The following is a 23,771-nucleotide window of genomic DNA, read 5'->3' on the forward strand; positions in this document are numbered from 1 at the left end:
CATTCATATATATTCACTGCTATATTAACTGCCTACTTCTATCCGATTGCAGCTTCCTGTTCCTTGGATTCCAGTGCAAATTCACTGAGTCCCTGCTCTGCCAGAATCTCACGCAACAATTCGAATGAACGAATTCGCTTGGCAAAGTCCCGTGTAGCTGTAGTCACAATGAACTCTTCCACGGCAAAATCCTGCTGGAACTTCAACAGTGCCTGACCTACGGTTTCTTTTGTACCCCGGGTCACACTTGGCTCCAGAATTTCGATCCGATAGGTTTCGTTTGATTGACGTCCGAATTCTTCCGCCTGCTCCACAGAACCAACGGTCAGCACCTTTCCACTCTCCAGATGAATCTTCACCAGCATATGCTCACTCGCAAGTCCTTCCGCTTCTTCCTCACTCTCGGCCACAATTAACGATATGGCTAATGCAGCGTAAGGCTCCCGTCCCTGGGAACGATCAAATTGTTCACGATATACACGGATCGCTTGAAGCGCTACCTCTATATTACTGTTAATGAACAGTGAAAAGACATATGGGAGTCCCAGTTCCGCAGCCATGCTTGCACTATCGACACTTGCTCCAAGCACATACAGTTCCGCTGGAATGTCGGACACTGGCGAGGCACTGAGACCTGCAAGTGGATGTGATGGATCTTCAAGCGGCTCATTGTGGATGTATCGTTTCACCTGAACAATTTTCTCTTGCAGAGATGCAGCTTCCTGAATACCTTCCTGTAACGCCTGTGTTGAACGGGGTAATCCACCTGGTGCACGACCGATTCCCAGGTCAACTCTTCCGGGTCCGAGCGCTGCGAGGATGTTGAAATTCTCGGCGACTTTGTATGGACTATAATGCTGGAGCATTACTCCGCCAGACCCCAGCCGAATCCGCTTTGTATGCGCAAGCAAGTGGGAGATGAGTACCTCCGGGGAGGAACCTGCAACATGCCCGGAATCATGGTGCTCCGATACCCAGAACCGATGGAATCCAAGCTGCTCTGCCCGCTGTGCCAGCTCAATTGTATGCCGAAAAGCATCCACTGCCGTTTCCCCTTCATAGATAGGGGTCTGATCCAAAATGCCAACACGAATACTCATATCCTTCTCCTCCTTGATTGTGCTGAACCGCTGTTCTTGAATCTTACAAACAATCTATAACTGCCGCAGCAGTTCCCCGAAGGGCTCTGCCAATGGCGAATATTCTTCTTTTAACGTGACAACGCTGATCTGCAACGATACACCTGCTACCTCATGTACCTGAATGGGGAACAACTCCTGATTCTGCACTTCCTTCTTCACCGTGAGTCCCGGGAGAAAAGCAATGCCTGCCCCTTGCATAACCAGTTTCTTCGCCGTCTCCGAATTATCGACATGGTATGTAATATTCGGCGGATGTTCCAGCGAATCGAAAGCCCGGTGAATGCGAAGCCAGTCCAGTGAACCACATTCAAAAAAGACCAGTTGCTCATTCCGGATGGCTTCCATGCTGACATGCCCGCTCTCAATGAATGGATGCCCTTTGTACACATAGAGCTGGATCGGATCTTCATAAAAAGCAACCGTACGGATCGCAGGATGCATGACCTTGCGCACAAAAGCAAGATCGATCTCTTGACCAAGCAGTTTGGCAATCAGCTGATCCGTCGTTGCTGTCGTCAATTTGATGTTAATTTCGGGGTAAGCTTCCTTGATCTTGGGTAGAAAATCGGGAATGACATAATTGGACACCGATACTGTACTACCGAGCCGAAGCGCATCCGGTGTTGATCGCCGTTGCTGAATCTTCTGCTTGCCCTTCTGAATCACTTGCAGCACTTGCTGCGCATATGGAAGGAATTTCCGACCTTCTTCTGTCAGCACAATTTGTTTGCCAAGCCGATCAAACAACTTGCAGCCCAGCTCCCTTTCCAGTGACTGAATGCGAGCTGTGACCGAAGGTTGGGACAAGAAGAGTACTTCGGCAGCCTTATTGAAGCTTCCATAATGATTGATATATACAAATGCTTCAATATTCTCGATATTCATGAGCGCCTCCGTATCCACGTCCGCAGACGTTTGATCTTATATTGATTTATCCAATATATTTACTTGGTTTTATGATATCGTAATCCCATCCTTTTCCAGTGTCAATATCAATTCATCCAGCGAGCGATCCAGACGTGTAGTAATATCCGCCGAGAGTACGAACTTTCCATCATCCAATCGTTCAATCCCCTGATCCACAGCGTAGACCCCACCAAGGATATGTCTTCCACCAAGGGCTGCCAGTACAGGCTTCAATGCATAATCAATGGCAAGCAGATGAGCAATAGAACCACCGATAACGAGCGGAAGTGTCAACTTACCCCGTAGCCCCTCTTGCGGAATCAGATCCAGGAACAGTTTGAGCACTCCCGAGTAAGATGCCTTATATACCGGCGTAGCCACAATAACTGCATCCGCCGCTTCCACGACAGCAAGTGCATCACGAATGAATGAGCTGTCAAACCGGGCTTGCACCAGATCCTCAGCGGGAAGATCCACAACATGAATGACTTCAACGGTGATGCCTGCCTCCGTTAATTTTTGGCTGCTGTAATCCGTCAGACCTGTCAAACGCGAACGTTTGGAAGGTGATCCGGCAATAATGACAACATGTGACATAACGTATTCCTCCTTGGTATAGCGGTCAGGCCGCTCCTTTTACTTTGGGGTCCAGCCGATCTCGAATATCGTCTCCAATCAGATTAACCGCCAGTACAAACAAAGTGATCGCCAGTCCCGGGAACGTACAGATCCACCAGGCAACCGTCAGATAACCTCTTCCTTGTGAGAGCAATGCGCCCCAATCCGGTATTTCCTTCAACACCCCAAGTCCCAGAAAACTGAGTCCGGAGCCCGTTAGAATTGATGTCCCTACGCCCAGCGTAGCCATGACCAGCAAGGGTGACAACGAATGTGGCAGTACATGTTTCCAGAAAATACGTGTATTGGAACCGCCCAGTGAACGTGTCGCTGTAATGAAAGGCAGACCTTTAACTGATATGACCTGCCCACGCATCACCCGTGCGTAGCCCGGAATGGAGGAAACCGCAACAGCCAGTGCAATATTCATCAGTCCTGGCCCGAGAGCAGCTGCAACAGATAATGCAAGCAGTACGCCGGGTACAGCCATCAGAATATCAACAGCCCGCATGGTGATGGTATCAACAATACCTCCGGCATAACCGGAGATAATACCAAGAGCACTGCCAACAATCCCGCCTACAAGTACCGAGGCGAATCCAATGAGCAATGAATCTCTGCTCCCATGCACAACCACGCTGAAGATATCTCTGCCAAAATAGTCCGTCCCGAACAGGTGCGCAGCAGAGGGAGCCTGCAGGATGGCATCCGTCATCATCTGAGTTGGATCATAGGGCGCAATCCAGCCTGGCACAATTGCACATGCCACGGTAAATACCACCACCAGCAATGCTGCATAAAAGAATAATCGGGATACCGCGAATGAAACGCGATAACGCCAAGGGCGGCGATTCCACAGACGGATACGTCCTACACTGCCCGCCCATGCTTTTTTGTCACCAGCCAAAGGTTTCATGCTCATGAGCACCAACTCCTCCTTTCATACTCCGCGTCAGGACACTTCTGACTGTTCCATCCAATATCATGTGCGGACTGCACGCCGAACCCGGGGATCAATGTACGAATACGAGATATCCACCAGCAAGTTCAAGACGACATAGATAATTGAGGTAAAAAAGACGACACCTTGCACCACTGGCAGATCCTTGGCCATTAGCGCATCTGCAATAATCCGGCCGATTCCTTGTCTGGAGAAGACAGTCTCCACCACAACCGTACCCGCAAGCAGATCACCGATCAGCATGCCAATTACCGTTACGGCAGGGATCAGCGCATTACGCAGTGCATGACCATACATGATGGCGCGTTCCGAAAGTCCTTTGGCCCGCAACGCCACGATAAACGGTTCATTGATCACTTCCAGCATGCTGTTCCGCACCATTCGTACGATAAACCCGGCACCAACGAGACCCAGCGTTGCTGCCGGAAGAACCAGTGAGCTGAATCCGTCGGAACCCATCGCAGGGAACCAGCCAAGCTGTACTGAAAATAACAGGATGAGCAGTATCCCCGTCCAGAAGGTTGGCATGGAGATACCGAACAGTCCAACGAGCCTGGCGACGAAATCAATCACGCCATTGCGATGGATCGCAGACAGTACACCAAGTGTAATTCCAATCGTGATGGCAATGATTGAACTGAGTGCGGTCAAAGCCAGTGTCGCTGGAAAATGTTCCAGTATTTTTGGCAAAACCGGATCCGAATTGATCATCGATTTACCGAAATCCCCACGCAGCATATCACCAAAATAGTTCGCAAACTGGATGTAAAACGGCTGATCCAGTCCAAGCTGAACCCGCAGATTCTCGATCATCTCCGGGGTAGCCGAGGACGGGTCCAGCATGAGTAGAACCGGATCACCCGGCAGGAGATACATGATGCAGTACACCAGCACCGAAGCTCCGAAAATAACCAGAAGCGATGTTGCGAGTCGTGACAGTATCGTTTGAACCATACCGGGATATCTCCTTCCTGAATCTGGATTGGTCGTTCCTGTTAGGGCTGAATGCGAACGTCGTTAAAGAGTGGATACCCCAGTGAATCAAACTTGATGCCTTCGACCTTTTTGGATGCTGCGAAGGTATAAGGGAATACATAGATCGGCAGAATTACCGCTTGCTCAATCAGGTATTGCTGGATTTGATTGTAGATCTCGACACGTTTATCCGCGTCACTCTCCACGGCTCCCTGCTCTAACAGTTCATCTATCTTTGGATCAGACAAACCGGACAATGTCGGACGCTGGCCCTCTGCACTCGTATGATAGAAAGCGTACAAGGCATTGGGATCGGAGTTGACCTGGCTATTGCCATATAGATCATAATCCCAGTTCTGATAGATGACTGTTGCGATATCTTTTGTAATCTCGACTTCAACGGCAATGCCAACCTGTTTCAACTGTTGTTGGATAATGGCGGCAATGTCATTGCGTTTCTCCCGATTGGGCGAACCATCTACATAACGCAGGGTCAGTTTCTGGCCCTCTTTGGCACGAATACCGTCAGCGCCTTTCACCCAGCCTTGTTCATCGAGCAGCTGATTGGCTTTATTGATGTCCGGGTTGATGCTTCCTTCCAGCGATGCATCATAACCCAGAATTCCAGGAGACAGTGCAGACCACGCACGTTCGTAGTTGCCCAGATACAATGTTTTGACAATCGATTCAACATCTACAGCGGATTGTACTGCCTGCCTTACTTTCACATCATCCCAAGGCGCTTTGCGCAGATTGAAGAAGAGTGTGTACGGCAGTCCAACCGTATTGGCCTGTAACAATTGCTGGTTCGGATCGTTTTTTAATGCAGCGATATTCTGCGGTGGAACCGTCTCGGCAGCGAGTACCTGATTACTCTGTACACTTCCGATGCGCGTCGCTTCTTCCGGTACAATCTTGAATGTGATCGTATCCACATGGGGCGCGGCTTTATTTTCAACCGTCTCAGGTCCCCAGTTGTAATCCTTGTTTTTGGCAACGACGATATCCGCATTTTCATCCCATTTCACAAAGGTATACGGACCTGTTCCCACCGGATTTTTACCCAGCTGGTCACCATATTTTTGAGCAGCTGTTGGGGATACGATCCCCAGAAGCGCCTGGCTTAAGTTGCCGAGAAAGGCTTGCGATGGTGATTCCAGATTTACCTTGATGGTATATTCATCAATGACTTCGGAGGAGCTATACGGTCTAATCAGGGCCAGAGAATTGGCAGCTTTGGTGGCCGGATCAATCACCCGGTCCAGATTGTATTTCACGGCTTCCGCATTAAAAGGTGTACCATCATGGAACTTCACGCCTTCACGCAGCTTGAACGTATAACTCTTGCCGTCCTCGGATACGCTCCATTCCGTGGCGAGCCAAGGTTTGACGGAACCATCAGGCAGCTGCACGACCAGATTGTCGTAGATCGTTCGGATGGCGCGTACTGTTACGGCAAGCCCACTGCGATGAGGGTCAAGCGTATCCGGTGAAGTCGCGAGTGCAAAAGTCAGGTTGCCTCCTTCAGCTTGCCCGGCCTGATCCCCGCCCGAAGCCTGTGCTGCACCGTTCGTGCTGCCTCCCGCCGCTCCACAACCGGATAATACCATCACCAATACTGCTGCCAATGCCATATATTTCATCCATGAGATAGACCTGTTCATATCGCTTCCCCCTCTGTGTATACAGGTGTCATTAAATTGATGTTTATACCAATACTCTATATATCCTATGAGTTAAGTCGGTTTTAAAGTAGTACGAAACGTAGTGTAAAGTGAATAGCGTTCATCTCAGTTATGCCAAATCAGATACAACTTGCTTCTTCGCAGCCGTATAACGGTTAACCGGAATCTGTACCCCAAGATTCCCCCGCAATGTATCGTGTTCATAGTCCGTACGATACAGACCGCGTTCTTGCAGAATTGGAACAACCAGTTCCACAAAATCAGACAATCCACTTGGCAGCTCAGAAGCAATAATGAAACCATCTGCTGCTTCCGTCTCAAACCATTCCTGAATCTTGTCAGCGACCTGCTCTGGTGTGCCCAGGAATTTGCTGCGTGGTGTTGCTGCCCGCAGAGCCACTTCACGCAAGGTCAATCCTTGCTCTTTGGCATCCTTCTTGATCTTGTCGGTTCCACTGCGGAAACTGTTGCTTCCAATGCCATTCAGCTCCGGGAACGGTTCATCCAGCGGATATTGGGAGAAATCATGGTGTTCGAAGAAACGTCCCAGATAATCCAGCGCTTTATCAATGGTAACCAGGCTCGCAATCTCCTGATATTTCTGTTCCGCTTCCTCTTCGGTCTGTCCAACAATGGGATTGATGCCTGGCAGAATAACAATATCCTGTGCAGAACGTCCATAGGAGGCCGCCCGTGTTTTGACATCCTTATAGAATGCCTGTGCATCTTCAATCGTATCGTGTCCGGTAAAGACAGCATCCGCTTCTTGCGCCGCCAGCGTTTTGCCATCTTCCGATGAACCTGCCTGGAATATCACCGGCTGTCCTTGCCGTGAACGGGCAATGTTGAGCGGCCCTTGTACGGAGAAAAACTCTCCTTCATGATTAAGCGTGTGCAGCTTGGATGGATCGAAGAATACGCCGCTCTCTTTGTCTCTTACAAAGGCATCATCTTCCCAAGAGTCCCACAACCCTTTGGTTACCTGTAAATATTCTGCGGCAATGCGATAACGTTCCGGATGCGAAGGGTGACTGCTCTTACTATAGTTCTTCGCTGTACCTTCCAGCGGAGAAGTCACAACGTTCCAGCCTGCACGGCCATCGCTGATCTGATCGAGGGAACCGAACTGTCTGGCTACGGTGAACGGATCACTATAGGATGTTGAGAGGGTACCCACCAGTCCAATGCGTGAAGTAACGGCAGCCAAAGCGGAGAGGATACTGATTGGTTCGAAGCGATTCAGGAAATGCGGAATGGATTTCTCGGTAATATACAGACCGTCTGCGATAAAGACCAGATCGAACTTGCCTTCCTCCGCTTTCAGTGCCTGACGTTTGTAAAATCCAAAGTTAACGCTGGCATCCGACAGAACCTCCGGGTGTCTCCATGTGGTGTTGCTTCCTCCAACCCCATGAATAATGGCTCCAAATTTCAAACTGCGTTTCGCTGTCATATGCACTCCGCCTTCCTTGGATTAGAATCTTCAAAAGAATGATAAATGGCCAACTGAACTGATTACGTATGCAAAATAACTTAAAAGTTAACTATTCCTATGAGTTTGGTTTGTTTTAATTTCACAAATCTTATCACTGCCCCGTAAAAGGGTCAACAGCGTGACTAATAGATTTTTTCTATATGAACATTGAAGATGTAAATAAGACCATTTACATCCCAAGTGAGCCATAACTTATGAACGTTCCAGCTGCTGTACAAATGCGATCTTGCATCATGCAACAGCCGGAACGGCGTGCTTCAAAGGTATATATTAACTCCCGTTAGACTGCTGTCGCTTCGTCCGTTCGTGCCAGAAGTTCCGCCAGCTTCTCCAGATCAGGTTCCAGCAAGGCTTCAAATTTGCCGTCCCCTCCCACTTCAATAACGGGTACATGCCGAATGCCATATTTTGCTTCAAGCACATCACGCAACACGTCATTTCCCTGCACTTCAATGTTCTCAAAAGGCTGGTTTCGCTCTGTCAGAAATGCTTTCACTTCCCCGCAGAAATGACAGCCTGTTTTGCTCCACAGCACGACTTTTTTGGTTGATGATGACATCGACATACCTCCTGATTGGTTTTAAGATCAAGGTCTGGGTGATTAACTATGAACGCCCTAGACCTTCAATTCCCATCTGTTAAATAAGAATTATGGCTCTAAATGTACTCCTGTGCCCTTCCTGCGTCAATGGATCTGCTAATAGAATAAACCTATAACCAAATAGAAAGATTAAATTATAAATTTGAAAGATGGCTTATTTTACAAGATTGAATCGCTCTGCTTCAGTAGTCTAGCTAACAACTCATATGTAATATTCGGATGCGGAATGAATCAGAGCGATTACACAGGGTACCGCTACATTTTCCATTCCGCATCATACTGCTAATCTGGATAAACTGATCGCCTGACATTACAGATCTGGGTTCAAGAGCTGAGGTGGGGCAATAATGGGCCATCCTTCTTCCATCGAATCCAGTTGGTCTGCAGACACGCTGACAATATGCCCAGAATGTACACCCCAACGTTCTGCCGCATAGACCGAAACAAATCGTCTCCGCTTGTCTCCGCTGATCTGATATCGAATCTCGGGTGCATCCACTGCGGCAACAATACTTCCTTCTGCCCAGCCATTGTGAGAACCATGAACCGCTGTCATGTGCACCTGTTGTGATTCCCTCGGCCATCCTTGCACGTCCCCCGCTGATATCAGTGCTTCTCCGGCAGGAATGGCGAGCAGGTCCGGCTTGGCAACCTGAACAGGTGATATTCCACGCGGTACAGGGACGTTCAGCTTACGCCGCCGACCGCCGGTTAAAGTATAGACATCACCTTTGGCATCGGACAGGAACGAACCTTCCGGGTAGAAGTCATAACTGTGTCTGAACTGTAATGCTGGATCTTGGCTACCCTGCGTTAAGATTCGCTGACGCGGATCCATTGGGTTTGTGTCACCATCCTCTTGTTGACCGGATGGGGTACCAGAGGTTTGTTGTCTAGCCAAGCGGGAGGTTTCGGCAACCAGCGCATGGGGATCTCCCCACTTTTGGCTATAAAACTGCTCGTTATCCTTATTCACTACAGCAAAGTCTTGCTCACCCAAGGCTTTCATACTGACACTTCCGAAGTGGTGGATAAAAGCATCCCCGGCTACCGCAAGCTGGTATCCTGACAGCTTCACCCGAATGATCCAGTCATCATCTTCGAAATTGCCCACCGCGTACCCTTCGTCCAGATAACCTACTCGTTCCAGCAGCTCCCGTGAGAACAACCAGCAGAATCCGACCAGGCGATCGGTTATTCGATGTTTGTCTGCATCCGGACGATTATGTGTCGCGGCAAAAGGCCACATCTCTTCTACCTCACGGTACGGAACCTGAATCTGCTGATCCCCACCAATATAGTTGGTCACCGGACCCACCACACCGATCTTCGGATCACTGGCAAGACAAGTCATCATGTTATCCAGCCAGCCTGGAGTAACGAGCGTATCGTTGTTCAGCACGATGATATGTCGTCCTCTCGCCATCATCAGCCCATGATTGACACCTCCGGCAAACCCCCGGTTCTGATCCAGGGCAGCCACCCTCACCATGCCGCCTTTGCGGAGCATGGCCTCGGCAGTTCCATCCTTGGAGCCATTATCCACGACAATGATTTCGAAGGGGGCAGGGGTATGCTTTTCGATACTGGACACACATTGCAGCACATACTCCCGCTGATTGTACGTGGGGATAATGATGCTGACTCCTTCAAAAACAAGACCAAATGAACTCTGTCCCTGGCGGACACCTTCGTCGTATCCTCTACGATACCCCTGTTTGTAGATCCTGACGCCTTTGGCTGTGCGCCTGCTTTTGCCTTTACGTCTGGATTTCTGCATTGAGCGACGACCTGCTGCATGCAGGACTGCCATATCAGATCGCGAAACATCGTGCTGTGTGGCACGGCGTGCCGCTTTTTTTTCATTGCTTATGCTGCCATTCCGGTTGTTTTCACTGCGGCTGTTGTCACTGCGAGTGCTGATATTTGGAATGATGTTCAGATGACTGTGACCCTTTCGACGGACGACGTTTCGAGCCTTAACCTTGTTGCTGCGGCTATGACGTTCTTCCCCGCGCTGTTGATCGGGTGTGCTCATGTTGCTCCCTCCATTTCCACTTGTCCGTGAGGCCAACACGCACATAACCAGCCCCCGGACGGTCCACTAGAGTTGAAGCTCTCCTGTTACCAGTTTGTCAGCCAAATGTCCAAAATCCAGAGCGACCTTGCCGAGTTCACCTGCAATTCGCCGACACAGAATGACCGCCGGAATTCCCGCCGCCACCAACGCGATATCAAAAGCATGTTCTGAGGTTTGCTGCATCACCCTCGGAATATCCATAACTCCTGCCACAGAACCAATGATGCCTGTGACATGAATCCCCCGGTTATGCAGCAGTGCCGCAAGCTCTGGTGCCTGGCTACCTATGAGCAGAACCCGCCGTCCTTGCAGCAAGGGCAACACCAGGCCGGACTGATGCAGACTGTAATTGATCGTGGAACTGGTCAATTTCAGCCGGGACCAGTCGATCCCGAAGTAGCGCAATACCGGGAATAACAGCCCCTGGAATGTCGGCGCCCGCGAGATCGGCACGCCAACCCAGTCGGCGGCCTGTATGGCTTCCGCAAGCATCGCGCGGATGTCGGGGGTTGAGCATGGCACCCCTGCATAGGGCAGAAACGGTGCCAGCTCCTGCACTTCCTGGCCTGGCAGCACCGTATCGGCTGCCAGCGTGAGCAGTTCGCCATCTCCGAGGCGAACGACAGACAAGGGGCGCTGCGCATCCAGCGCCGCCGTGATGTGTCCAGCCATCTCATGCGGGCTGGACAGCCGGGTCAGGCTGGGCGCGTATTGGCGGAATCCCGCCGCGATCAGATCTGCCGCCGCCACGGCAGGCAGAATGTGATCCGGCGGGATGTGCTGCGCCACCAGCGCCTCCCCGCCGGCGAATACGCCGTCGCGGTAGCCCTCGGCGTAACCGCCGGGCACCGCCTCCGCCCGCACTGCGTGCTCCGCGGGCGGAGGCGGCAAACCCTTCGCGCTGCCCGCCTTCGCGCCGGCAGCGCCTCCCCGCCCTGCGGGGGCGACACCCTTCGGGTGTGTCGCCTGGCGCGGGGCGGGGCCAGCACCGCTGGCAGGCATCGCCTGTGGCGTGCTGGCTTGCGGTGCTGGCATGGGCGCACGGCGCATCGCCGTGCGCTGCTTGGCGCGGGCAGCGGCACGCCGGCCCCGCGCTGATGCAGGCCTGCGCCAAGCAGTGGCCTTGCGCAGACCGGCTTTGCCTTTGCCGGTGCGGCTGGCTCTTGCCGCTTTGCTCGCGCTCGCAGAGCCAGCTTTGCCTGCTCTGCCAACAACACTGCCTGTGCTGCTCGCTTTGCCTGCACGGACCTTATGCGCTGCGCCTGCAGATGTACCCGCTTTGGTCAGGGTACTACGTTTCCCTGACTTCACACCTCTGACTCCAGCAGACCCTGTATCTGCTGCTGCCGGAGTGCCACTGCCCATAAATACGGTCGGGTGGATGCCCCGGGGCTTACCCGACACGGTGGCCCTAGCGGCCCCGGTGCGTGTCACTACTCTCACGCCATTCCCTCCTTTGGCATGCACGAGAATTGTCGCTGCGCAAAGCGCCGGAGCATCCTTCCAGCTCCGGCGCAGAGTGTTCTGCTCCCATGGGGCACCGCACAGCGGCAGCATCAGTCGCATATATTCTAGGGCAATTGTCCTTTCATGCGGACAGCTGCTTCCTGGAGGGACTCAAATGTACCTGCATCACTCCAGTATTTCTGCAAAATGTCGTATTCCAGTCCGCCAGCAGATGCGTAGTGATTATTCACATCCGTAATTTCAAGTTCTCCGCGCGCAGACGGCGCAATGTTGCGAATCAGGTTAAATACATGATCGTCATACATGTATATGCCCGTCACACAATAAGAGGTTTTCGGCTGGCTTGGCTTCTCCTCAATGTACGAGATTCGCTCTGGATGCTTTGGATCAAAAACAGGCACCCCGTAACGTCGTGCATCATCCACCTCTTTGAGCAGAACTCGCGCTGTACCAGCAGGTTGCTGCATGTAACGGTCCACATAAGGCTTCAGATCATCGCTGAAGAGATTATCACCGAGAAGCACTACAAATTTTTCGCCAGGAAGAATAAAGGAAGTTGCCAGATCCAACGCTTCCGCAATCCCGCCTGCCTTTTCCTGAATGCGATAAGTCAACTTGACCCCATGATCCGCTCCGCCACCAAGATACTCTGTATATAACCCGGCGGAATGTTTGTTGATCACAATCAATAGTTCATCAATGCCTGCCTGGCGGAGCCTGTCGATGCCATACATAATCATCGGATGTTTACCGACTGGAAGCAGATGTTTGTTAATGAGCCGGGTCAGCGGATACAGTCTAGTTCCTGTTCCGCCGGCAAGAATTACACCTTTCATTCCACGTTCCCTCCTTCATCGGATATGTCCATATATTCAAGCGGATCGACATGCCATTTGTTAATAAAAATCGAACGATTACGCTCAAGCAGCTGTTTCCACGCTACCGGATCTGTCTTCTGGAAGCTGGCACTTCCCTGATGATGCACGAGAACATCTCCACATACCAGCAGGCGATATCCCTGCAATCTTGCTCTATAACAATAATCGTCATCCTCATAGTGTCCCGGAGAATATGCCTCGTCAAGCAGTCCAACCGATTCCACGACATCTCGTTTCATCAGCATGCACAGACCGACGATCCGGCGTACTTCCTTCCACCTTGAAGAATCCGCAACATTATTGGAATTGGCCAACTCCTGAAAATGCTCCATGTCCCGAAACTGCAGTTTAATCTGCTGGATGCCGCTTGCATAATTCGTAACAGGACCCGTGATCCCAATACTTGCGTCACTGTACAGAGCCGTTCGCAGGTTCTCCAGCCACCGGGGCGTGACCGTAACATCATTGTTCAACAGCAACAGCTCATCCCCGCAAGCTGCACGAAGTCCAGCGTTACACGCTGCCGGAAACCCCCGATTGTCCGGGAACCTTACAAATCGAATTCGCTCCAGCGCACAATATTCAGCCGTTCCATCCGTCGAACCGTTATCTACCACGATAATTTCATATGACGCAGGATCGCCCGAGTATTGACGTATGGCATCGATGCAGGGCCTGATCAGATCCAGACCATTGTAAGTTGGGATAATCATACTCGTCAGTGTCATTAGGCGTTCCTCCTGTAAGCCACTTCTACACGGGAGAGTGTATGTGCCTGGGCTGGATTCCAACCTGTACCCAGCAATGTAGCCAGTGCCTCCAGATGATCTCCGATGATCAATTTTGCGACATCATTCCCACTTCCCGTGTTACCAGGACGCAACCGATTGGAACGAATAACATCCACCTGACTTGGTGCCGAGACGTTCATTCCATGCTGAATAGCCAGACTTTGTGCCTTAGGTGGAACGGCCAGTGATGCTGACTTCACGGTCTGAATCATACGACGAGATAATGCATGAGGCACGGCTGTCATGGAATTGGAACCAAGATCTGACCTGCCTAATGTTCGGTTCAGATATGCTTTGATCCGGCTTACCTCATCCTGCCCTGCAAACGCAGGAAGCAAAGACGTCAGATTATTCAACGCCACATCCTGTCCCCGATCAACCGCGAACAGAAAGGGTGCAAGCTGTTCAGCCGAGACGACCATATCTCCATCCACAAAAAGTACCGTCTCCGCATCCGTCATCTTGGCTCCAAGTGCCCGGCCCACATCATGTCCTGCCCGATCCGGTTCATAGATTACTGTAAGTCCCGGCTGCCCTAGTACCTGCTTCAAACTGTCATCTGTCGTTCCATTCAGTACCACAATAATATCCGTCAGAGGCAACCGCTTTAGTTGCAATAACACCTGCCCCAGTGTATGTTCCTCATTACAGGCACAGACAACGGCAGCAGCCGAATGACGAAGGGGTAGCGGCACGATCTGGAATGAATGTCCCGAGGCCTGAGCATAACCCTGCATAAATGCCTTACCTGCCTTCAGAGCTAGCTCGAAGTTGCTTAGCTCCCCAACGTTCGCCGCGTGTGCATTCCATACGAGACGTGCATGTTCTTCTGATACTGTGTTGTTCGCCTTTGCCTCGCTTCCTGCAACTTGCCCCGCTTTCCACATCAAGTGCAGATCTACTTGGCCAGACTTTGCTCGGCTTCTTCTTTTTTTTTGAATATCTACATGTTTCTTGTTCCTATGACGCTTGTTCATTACTGTTCTTCCTGCTGTCATTTGTCTACTTGTTGTCCGCCTGCGGCGGACAACCCCTGAACGTCCCTTCATTTCCTCACCTCCAGCATGCTGCATCATCCGATGCGACATGCTTACCTCGCCAGGTTGCGAACACGTTTCAGATCGGTATAACCTCCGCGGGGACCGAGCGTATCCGTAATCCACTTAATCGCTGCCATATGATCATTCAGTACCACTTGACTGAGCGGATCAGGTCCGCTTCGCTTCTTGATTCGCACTGCATTCATTCTACCCACAGGTACGTGATGAACAGCGCGTACCCGAAGTCCGCCGATCACTGCCTTCGCTTGTGCGAGTGGCGGAACTTCCAGTGAGGATATGCCCATGACCTCAAGTCCTTTTCGGCTTATTGCATGTGGAATAGCTGTCATGGATGCCCCCCGGAGATCGGATCTTGCGAGTATGCTGTTTAACATGTGTTTGGCCTCCACTACCGGATGAACAGGATGATGAGTGACCGGCCCATGGTAGTCGTTAAGTGCCACATCCGTTCCCTTCAGCACAGCCTTCACGTAAGGTGCAAGATGCTCTGCGGGAATTGCGATATCGGCATCAGTAAATAGCAACACCTGACCACGCGCCTCCGCTGCTCCTACTTTTCGTCCTCCATCATGCCCTAGCGCTTCTGCATACGTGAGCACTCGTGCTCCAGCCCTTTTGGCTGCGCTAGCCGTACCGTCTGTTGAACCATTCACAATGACAAGCACTTCAGCATCACGGCATATCCGCCGCGCTTCACGAACAACTGCACCAATCCTTTTCTCCTCATTCATAGCAGGGATAATGACCGAGAGGATCGGTCGCTGAGAAACATCCCTGTGTGAAGGAGCATCACTCATGCCATTTTCCGCTCCATTCTCTACTCCATCCTTAGCCTGTGACATCAGCTGTTTGGATGGAATAACGAACGTATAGGCCTTTGTACCCTTTTTGTGTCCAGACTTCCATCTTCGTTTCTTCAGCACCGTTTTTCTTCGTGTCACATTGGATCGAGTTGCATAACGTGCTGTAGTACGGGTTTTGCGCAACAGTTTCACCTCCCGCATTCGATCATCGGCATGCCAAGGGAGTACACGTTATTCTATGTATTCGTGGAGCAGTGGAAACGGCGTTTGTCCTTGCACTAAGCAGGTTCTCCCTGTAAACACGAGAGTACAGGCCTTGCTTTTAGACAAAATACGCCAAAATATGTGAAAAACGCTACCTCTCCCCTACTTCAGACACAATTTTAGCAAAAATCTAAATTTGTATCTTTTCCAAAGTTTTACATTGTGATAATATACGTTCCAAGCAGTTTTATTTACAAAAATAACCTTGTTGTGAACATAAGTTCTCATTCATTTTTTAAATCATTTATTGACCTTAGGTTAATTAGATTATGACCTCATTCACAGAACCTGTTAAGCAGATACATTTTACTCTTGAGAGGAGTGATGCCGTTCAGAACACACTGCCTTTGTCATTTACGCAAACCCGGATTGAACACCCCAGTTTTCCGTGAACGTATCTTCTACCTGCGCAATTGGACAACCCCCGGCTTTCTGAAAGAGGAACACAATAGACGATTAAACCTTCGGGTTGAACTGAATAAACGGTTATCCTTTTCGTTTGGTGTTGTGCTTAACACTTCCCGAGCTAAGGCCAAGCCGATTTTGTTCCAATCGTTTCTTGTCTCATTCCACGCTTCAGGTTCAGCCCCACGCTCCGCGCTGCCCAAGTTGCAGACGGAATTCCAACCGAGACTGGCATGAACATTTTCCAACCAAAAAATAAGTATAAGAATGGGAGAGTTTACTATGAAATTTGCCAAAGTTATGCCAACAATTCTTGGAGGAGCTCTTTTGCTCGCTTCCGTATCCTCTGCTACTGCAGCTCCAGTGTCTGATCAATCCATTCCACTTCAGGCCCCTTATGCCTCTGAGGAGGGTATTCCATTGAACAGTGGAACAGATGACACCATCTTTAATTATCTTGGACAGCAGGAACAATTCCTGAATTCCGATGTGAAATCCCAGCTCAAAATTGTCAAAAGAAACACAGATACATCTGGCGTAAGACACTTCCGCCTGAAACAGTATATTAAAGGTATCCCGGTATATGGTGCAGAACAGACGGTGCACCTGGACAAAACCGGAGCCGTGAGTTCCGCACTTGGCGATCTTCCACCGATTGAAGAGCAGGCCATTCCGAATGATGGTGTAGCCGAGATCAGCGGAGAAGACGCGATCCGTATTGCAACCGAAGAAGCAACTTCCCGGATTGGAGAACTTGGTGCCGCGGAAATCACACCTCAAGCTGAATTGAACATCTATCATCATGAAGAAGATGGTCAGACGTATCTGGTTTACATTACGGAAGTAAACGTACTGGAACCTGCCCCTCTACGGACCAAATATTTCATTAACGCAGTGGATGGCAGTATCGTATCCCAGTTTGACCTCATTAACTTTGCCACTGGAACAGGTACAGGTGTGCTTGGAGATACCAAAACCCTGACAACCACCCAATCCGGAAGCACCTTCCAACTGAAAGACACCACTCGCGGCAATGGCATCCAAACGTACACGGCGAACAATGGCTCCTCACTGCCTGGTACCTTGCTCACGGATTCGGATAATGTATGGACCGATCGTGCAGGTGTAGATGCTCACGCTCATGCAGCTGCTACGTATGATTTCTACAAAAACAAATTCAACCGTAACGGTATTAATGGTAACGGATTGTTGATCAGATCAACCGTGCACTACGGCTCCAATTACAATAATGCCTTTTGGAACGGGGCACAGATTGTCTTTGGTGACGGAGATGGAACGACGTTCCGATCCCTGTCTGGTGATCTGGATGTTGTGGGCCATGAATTGACACACGGTGTTATTGAATATACAGCCAATCTGGAATATCGCAATGAACCAGGTGCACTCAATGAAGCCTTTGCCGATATTTTCGGTAATACGATCCAAAGCAAAAACTGGCTGCTCGGTGATGATATCTACACACCTAACATTCCAGGAGATGCGCTGCGCTCCCTCTCCAACCCTACATTGTATGGTCAACCTGACAAATACAGCGATCGCTACACAGGCACACAGGACAACGGCGGTGTCCATATCAACAGTGGTATCATCAATAAAGCTTACTACCTTGCTGCTCAAGGCGGAACACATAATGGTGTGACTGTTACCGGAATCGGCCGGGATAAAGCGATCCAGATTTTCTACAGCACACTGGTGAACTACCTGACACCAACGTCCAAATTTGCCGCTGCCAAAACAGCTACCATTCAAGCAGCCAAAGATCTGTACGGAGCAACTTCCGCTGAAGCTACTGCTATTACCAAAGCATATCAAGCTGTAGGCCTGTAAAATCTTATTTTATTGTGGTTGAACTTATAATGTACTCATCATAATGGTAACGAAACGTTCAGACACCCCTCACCGTCCGAACGGATTAAGCTTATATCAACCAAAAGCGGTGTCCCGGACAACTCTGGACACCGCTTTTGTCATTTGTGTATTACGGATACAACAATCGGCACTATCCTTGCGAAGGTCCCGCAGCAATCCATGACAACAACCCGTACGTATGCTTGCAATCTGCCGTACGTGACACCTCAAGCACCGCTTCGTCCTCACTCTGTGAGAGCAGGGAAATCTGGAATCCCCGATCATTGCTCATGCCCACAATCACATAATGTTCTGAAGCAAATGACTCTTCAAAAACAACCGTTACCTCTGTGCTTACTTCACTCTCTGGCAGTACAAAAGCTTCCATCCCGAATTGTTGTACAACCGGTTGTTTGCTTACGCTGCGAACGGGTTGGAAGGCCAGATGTTTGGCCTGAACTGCCCCCGATTGCAACTGGCTGCTGCCCACGGCATCATCACAGAGATGTTCCTGTTTAATCGATTGTTCACTCAACATAAACTCCGTAGTTCCAGCGATCTCCTGTGACTGTTCAAGCTGTGGTTGCTGAGCCTGATCTGCCTCATCTGCCTGCTCCGTCGTGAACAAAGCTGCCGGTAGTTCACCAAGCTGATCTGTTTCGGATATCAGCTCTTGTTGTTGCTCCAGATCAGTACTCGGTAATGCCTCGACGATTACCTGCTGTGATTGCTGTACACCTTCATTTTCTGGTTGAAGCAATCCTTCTTGTCTTTTGATAGCTGCCAGTTGCTCCAGCGTTTCTCCACTGAACTGACGGATCGCATTCCATATCTCTTCGCTCAGATGCGCTGGACCTACAATCCCCGCATTCAAATGATTAGAGGTAATACTCTGCTCACTCAGTTTGCTGCCGTTCACGCTGCCATCGGCCAATTTGGCACTGGTGACAGACCCATTTTGCAGATGAACCCCGCTTACTGCTTCCTCTTCCAGATGGATTGTGCGAATACTGCGTTCCTGAATATGATCAGCAAGAATGGTTCCATCCTGAATATGACGAGTTTGCACACTTTTGTCTGCTATGTGGATAGCCGATACCGCACCTTCAAGCAATTTATTTCCGTTTACACTGCCGTCAGCCATCTTGGCACTTGTAATGGAACCATTGTGCAGGTGAATCGCACTTACCGATTCCGCTTTGAGGTGGGAGATCCCAATGCTTCGCTCTTGAATATGGTCAGCATGTATGGCTCTCTCTTGGATATGACGGGATTGCACACTTCCATTGGCAATATGGATATCCGACACCGCATCTTCAAGCAGTTTGCTACTGCTCACACTGCCATCCGCCAGTTTGGCACCCGTTACGGCCCCATCTTGCAGATGAATCGCGCTTATTACTTCCTCCTCCAGATGGGACGTACCGATGCTATGCTCCAGAATATGATCAGCAAGGATCGCTCCTGCCTGGATATGGCGAGTTTGCACACTTTCCGATGCGATATGGCTCCCCAATATAGTATCTTCGAGCAATTTACTGCCGCTAATGCTACCGTCAGCCAATTTGGCACTTGTTACGGACCCATTTTGCAGATGAACCGCACTTACTGCTTCCTCTTCCAGATGGGCTGTGCCGATGCTTCGCTCCTGAATATGACCAGCCTGAATAGCTCCTGCCTGAATATGCCCGGATTGCACACTTTCCGATGCGATATGAATCCCGGATACGGTACCTTCGAGTAACTTGCTGCCCGTTATACTGCCATCCGCCAGTTTGGCACTCGTTACAGATCCATTTTGCAAATGAATGGCACTTACCGATTCCTCTTCCAAATGTGCTGTGCCGATACTCCGCTCTTGAATATGATCAGCAAGGATTGTTCCCTCTTGAATATGACGGGATTGCACACTATCGTCTGCAATGTGGATATCCGATACTGCTCCTTCAAGCAACTTGCTGCCGGTTACACTGCCGTCGGCCAACTTGGTACTTGTCACAGATCCATTTTGCAGATGAATGGCACTTACTGCTTCCTGTTCCAAGTGAAGCATGCCAATACTGTGCTCCTGAATATGGTCAGCAAGGATTACTCCTGCCTGGATATGGCGGGATTGCACACTTTCAGAGGCGATATGGATTCCCGACACCGCATCTTCGATCAACTTGCTGCCGGTTACACTGCCGTCGGCCAGTTTGGCACTGATGACAGACCCATTTTGCAGGTGAATCGCACTTACTGCTTCATCTTCCAGATGGATTGTGCCGATGCTCCGCTCCTGAATATGGTCAGCATGAATGGCGTCTGCCTGAATATGCTCGGATTGCACGCTTTCGGACGCAATATGAATCCCCGATACGGTTCCTTCAAGCAATTTGCTGCCGTTTATACTGCCATCCGCCAGTTTGGCACTTGTTACAGATCCATTTTTCAAATGAACCGCACTTACGGAGTCCTCATCCAGATGAATGGAGCCAATACTGCACTCTTGAATATGTTCAGCAAGGATCGCTCCTTCTTGGATATGACGGGTTTCCACACTTTCGTTGGCAATGTGGGCAGCCGATACTGCCCCTGCAGCTAATTTGCTGCCATCTACACTACCACTCGCCACTTTGGAGCGTGTGACAGATTCGTCCTGCAAAATAATCGTACTTACCGCTTCTTCTTCCAGATGCATCGTTCCGATGCTGCGTTCATGGATATGATGAGGAAGAATTTCACCATCTTGAATATGACGGGAATGTACAGCTCCTTGCTGCAGGTGAACAGCACTTGTCGACTCTGCCTGAAGATGCAAACCACTGATCAAACCTGGCTGAAGATGAGCCGCTGTAATCGATAAAGGTGCCAGATGGTCTGTTTCCACAGATCCAGGTGCCAAGTGGTGGGACGTGACCACCTGTTCAGCAATATGCTCCTCATGAATGATGTCCGGCTTCAGATGTTGTGAGTTCACTACTTGAGTTCCCAAATGTTCCGATTTCACGCTGCCTTCAGCCAGATGGACCGATTGTACAACGGATGGCTGCAAGTGCTCGCTACCTACAGCAGCCTGTTGTAGCTCTGTCCCGGATACCGAGTCTGCTGTCAAATGGTCTGCACTTACGGAACCATGCCGAAGTTTGTTGCCCGTAATACTGCCATCAGCGAATAATTCCGGCGAGCGTATTTCTTCCGACAAATGTTCCAGTGAAACGGCATGCTGCTTCAGGTGATACCCACGAATGGTTCCTGCTGGAATATGTTTGGCGTTAATGCTCTCTGCCATAATCTTGGAAGAAGTCACGCTGCCGTCTGCCAGTTTAGCTGACGTGACAGCAAAATCCGCCAGTTTATCTGTGGCAACACTCTCTGGTGAAAGCTTGGGGGAGGTAACTGCATGATCTGTTAGATGAGGCGGAAAAATGGACCCGCCAGCCAACTGGGCTGAAGTTACACTATCAATAGCCAATTTGTCAGTTGTGACCGCAGCCCGTGCAATCGCATCCGTTTCAACACTACCCGGCTGAAGATGAGGTACACCTACGGCATGTTCTGTCAGGTGTTCCGATTTCACTGCATAAGGTCTCAGGGCCTCGGAACCCACGCTGCCTGGAGCCAGATGTGTACCTGTGACTCCACCACTCGCAAGATGCGAGGATATAACACTTCCCGGGGCAAGCGCTCTGCTACTCACCGATGCCGTTCCAAGCTTTTCTGTTGTCACACTTCCATCCGCGAGTTTAACGTCTGTGACGGCAGCATCCTGTAATTCATAACTACCCACGGCCGCCTCTGCAAGATGCCGCTCACACACCACGTCGTCTGCAAGAGCGTCTCCGGACACACTTCCGGCAGATAGATGAGTTGCCTCGATGCTTCCACTTGCAATGTGAATGGAGTGAATTGCAGAATTGTCCACATGTACCGGTGTGATTCCCCGATTCGCGATATGTTCCGCACGAATGGACCCTTTGGCAAGATGTTTACCTTGTACGGCTTCATCCGCAATTTTGGAAGAAATAACGCTCTGATCAGAGATCTTGGATGACGTAATGGACTGCTCCAGCAATTTTGCTGTTCCCACAGACTGGTCTGCCAGTTTGCTGCTGGTTACTGCACCTTCCGTCAAATGCTCACTGCCCACTTCTCCATTGCCTATCTGCTCCTTGCCAACGGAATGAGCGCGAATCTGACTTGATCCGATTGAGCCATCCAAGAGATGTCTTCCACTTAGTGAACCCTCAGCTAAATGTCTTGTTTGTATGGATCCATCCTCTATCTGGTCACTTCCAATACTGCCATTTAAAAGTTGTGAACGACCGACAGACCCTTCTGCCAGATGTGTCTGTTTAACAGCACCTGCCTGAATATGGTGAGACTCGATGGATAGTTCTTCGATTTTGCTGCCTGTGACAGCAGCTTCCCGAATTTTGGATGTAGTCACTGCATCGTCAGCCAGTTTGGAGGTATTCACAGCTCCCCCCGTGAGATGTCTTGTATCCACCCCGCTAATCGCAATCTTGTCTCCAGTTACGGCATGATTCTTGATTAATTCTTCCGTTACCAGCATGCGGCTGAGGTGTCTTGTGCCGATGGAACCGTCGGCAATTTTGGTCGAATCGATGACCTGGTTGCCAAGCTTCTGAGAAGTAATACTGCCATCTCTGATTTTCTCACCGGCAATCGAAGCATTTCTTATTTTATGACCAGACACAGAGCCGTCTATCAGGTGTTCCTCAGATACAGACGCTTCCGCAAGTTTCGCCGAAACAATGGCCCCGTCTGCAATGTGAATGCTGGTCACCGCATAATCCTGCAATGCTTCACTGCCGACCGCATCCGGTTTCAGCTTGGAGGCATCCACAGAGAAAGGAGCCAACTTGCTCTCCGTAACAGCAAATTCACTCAAGTCGTCCGTGTAGATGTAGTGTCCGGTATGACCCGGCATCTGATTTTGGTTCAGGATCTGCAGCCGGTCCTTGCTTGCTAACTCCTGCTTGTTGATGTCCTGCTCTTCTTCCAGAGCAAGCGTAGCCAAGCTGCTAACCTGAATCTGCTTTTCCGAACTATCTTGTGTCTCAACTTCCTTGCTATCAGACTCTACGGGTTCCGGCTTGATTTTGGCTTCGATCTCTATCTCTTCCAGCTCGTTTGTTGAAGCAGGTAGCTCTGTTGATTCAAATAGAAATTCTTCCGACTCCTGAACAGCCCTCGAATCCCTTTTATTCGTATTCAAACGTTCTTCCCTATTCACAGTGAAACCTGAGTTCATCTTGTCTGCCCGGCGATCAGTCAGTTCCAATTCCTTGAATTTCGGGCTCACATGCCGCAGTTTCGGCGTCGGAACCTTCTTTTTGCCATTTTTACTCATGCAGCTTGCTCCTTCCTCTAACGTTCGTCTCCGGCATCATATGCTTCCATATGGGCATCTGCCACTTCATTTATGACTTTTGCGGATTCCAGAGCACGAATGTACAGACGTCAAGACAGGAAGGTTCGATGATCTTTGTGGAAATAGGCGTGTCAGGGCTGCAGATGAAAGGCGGCTGTCCACGCCCCCGTCCCAGTCATGTCATAGGATATTATATCTAGGTCGTGTCTGAAAACTCGCTGAAGTGCATCTTTCACCGTCTTTTCGCCCTCTGCTACGTCACTTTCCCTCGACGTGCCCCGGCACGCCTGCGGAAAACTTCCTTGCTTGGAACGGAAATTCGGCAAAACCTGCTTCCTTCGGAGTTTTAGACACGCCCTGAGCAAGCACTAGTGCTTGGCGATGCATCTTACA

General features: G+C 50.2%; 16 protein-coding genes. 1 reads left to right on the forward strand and 15 read right to left on the reverse strand.

Annotated features, from left to right (window positions below; genetic code table 11):
• Positions 1-38 precede the first annotated feature (38 nt).
• The 14 genes from V6669_RS24625 to V6669_RS24690 all read right to left on the reverse strand — a co-directional run bounded on the left by V6669_RS24625 (position 39) and on the right by V6669_RS24690 (position 15,646).
• Positions 39-1,100, reverse strand: coding sequence for an LLM class flavin-dependent oxidoreductase (locus tag V6669_RS24625; protein ID WP_091037781.1), 1,062 nt, complete (start codon positions 1,098-1,100; stop codon positions 39-41).
• Positions 1,101-1,154: 54 nt separating this feature from the next.
• On the reverse strand, positions 1,155-2,027 hold the full coding sequence (locus tag V6669_RS24630; RefSeq protein WP_017692495.1) for a LysR family transcriptional regulator: 873 nt from the start codon (positions 2,025-2,027) through the stop codon (positions 1,155-1,157).
• 69 nt (positions 2,028-2,096) lie between these two features.
• The gene (gene ssuE, locus V6669_RS24635; RefSeq protein WP_074096318.1) at positions 2,097-2,645 is read right to left on the reverse strand and encodes an NADPH-dependent FMN reductase; all 549 of its coding nucleotides are present in this window, start codon (positions 2,643-2,645) and stop codon (positions 2,097-2,099) included.
• A 25-nt stretch (positions 2,646-2,670) separates the two neighbouring features.
• Entirely contained in the window at positions 2,671-3,588 is a 918-nt protein-coding gene (locus tag V6669_RS24640) for an ABC transporter permease (protein ID WP_091037784.1), read from the reverse strand.
• Between the two features lie 60 nt (positions 3,589-3,648).
• A complete protein-coding gene (locus V6669_RS24645) occupies positions 3,649-4,581 on the reverse strand; it encodes an ABC transporter permease (RefSeq protein ID WP_036605816.1) in 933 nt (310 codons plus the stop codon).
• A gap of 41 nt (positions 4,582-4,622) precedes the next feature.
• Positions 4,623-6,266 (reverse strand): ABC transporter substrate-binding protein, encoded by a 1,644-nt coding sequence (locus V6669_RS24650; RefSeq protein ID WP_338588438.1) that lies wholly within the window; start codon positions 6,264-6,266, stop codon positions 4,623-4,625.
• A gap of 130 nt (positions 6,267-6,396) precedes the next feature.
• Positions 6,397-7,740: an LLM class flavin-dependent oxidoreductase gene (locus V6669_RS24655; protein ID WP_249912865.1), complete on the reverse strand. Its 1,344-nt coding sequence runs from the start codon at positions 7,738-7,740 to the stop codon at positions 6,397-6,399.
• A 322-nt stretch (positions 7,741-8,062) separates the two neighbouring features.
• Positions 8,063-8,341 carry a glutaredoxin family protein gene (locus V6669_RS24660; protein ID WP_091037789.1) on the reverse strand — a complete coding sequence of 93 codons (279 nt, stop codon included), beginning with the start codon at positions 8,339-8,341 and terminating at the stop codon, positions 8,063-8,065.
• Between the two features lie 352 nt (positions 8,342-8,693).
• Positions 8,694-10,421 (reverse strand): glycosyltransferase family 2 protein, encoded by a 1,728-nt coding sequence (locus tag V6669_RS24665; RefSeq protein WP_338588439.1) that lies wholly within the window; start codon positions 10,419-10,421, stop codon positions 8,694-8,696.
• 66 nt (positions 10,422-10,487) lie between these two features.
• Positions 10,488-12,029, reverse strand: coding sequence for a GT-D fold domain-containing glycosyltransferase (locus V6669_RS24670; protein WP_338588440.1), 1,542 nt, complete (start codon positions 12,027-12,029; stop codon positions 10,488-10,490).
• 5 nt (positions 12,030-12,034) lie between these two features.
• Positions 12,035-12,766: a sugar phosphate nucleotidyltransferase gene (locus V6669_RS24675; protein WP_036605812.1), complete on the reverse strand. Its 732-nt coding sequence runs from the start codon at positions 12,764-12,766 to the stop codon at positions 12,035-12,037.
• Positions 12,763-13,536, reverse strand: a complete 774-nt coding sequence (locus V6669_RS24680; RefSeq protein ID WP_338588441.1) for a glycosyltransferase family 2 protein — start codon at positions 13,534-13,536, stop codon at positions 12,763-12,765. Before V6669_RS24680 ends, V6669_RS24675 begins: the two co-directional genes overlap by 4 nt.
• The gene (locus tag V6669_RS24685; protein WP_338588442.1) at positions 13,536-14,648 is read right to left on the reverse strand and encodes a glycosyltransferase family A protein; all 1,113 of its coding nucleotides are present in this window, start codon (positions 14,646-14,648) and stop codon (positions 13,536-13,538) included. The genes V6669_RS24680 and V6669_RS24685 overlap by 1 nt, the downstream gene beginning before the upstream one ends.
• Positions 14,649-14,689: 41 nt before the next feature.
• Positions 14,690-15,646, reverse strand: a complete 957-nt coding sequence (locus V6669_RS24690; RefSeq protein ID WP_338588443.1) for a glycosyltransferase — start codon at positions 15,644-15,646, stop codon at positions 14,690-14,692.
• Positions 15,647-16,414: 768 nt separating this feature from the next.
• Between V6669_RS24690 and V6669_RS24695 the strand changes: the two genes are divergently transcribed.
• Positions 16,415-17,980, forward strand: a complete 1,566-nt coding sequence (locus tag V6669_RS24695) for a M4 family metallopeptidase (RefSeq protein ID WP_338588444.1) — start codon at positions 16,415-16,417, stop codon at positions 17,978-17,980.
• Positions 17,981-18,152: 172 nt separating this feature from the next.
• Here the strand turns inward: V6669_RS24695 and V6669_RS24700 are convergent, their stop codons facing one another.
• Entirely contained in the window at positions 18,153-23,357 is a 5,205-nt protein-coding gene (locus V6669_RS24700; RefSeq protein ID WP_338588445.1) for a WIAG-tail domain, read from the reverse strand.
• Positions 23,358-23,771: the final 414 nt, after the last annotated feature.

This window comes from Paenibacillus sp. Y5S-9 (assembly GCF_036894235.1).
Lineage (GTDB): Bacteria > Bacillota > Bacilli > Paenibacillales > Paenibacillaceae > Paenibacillus.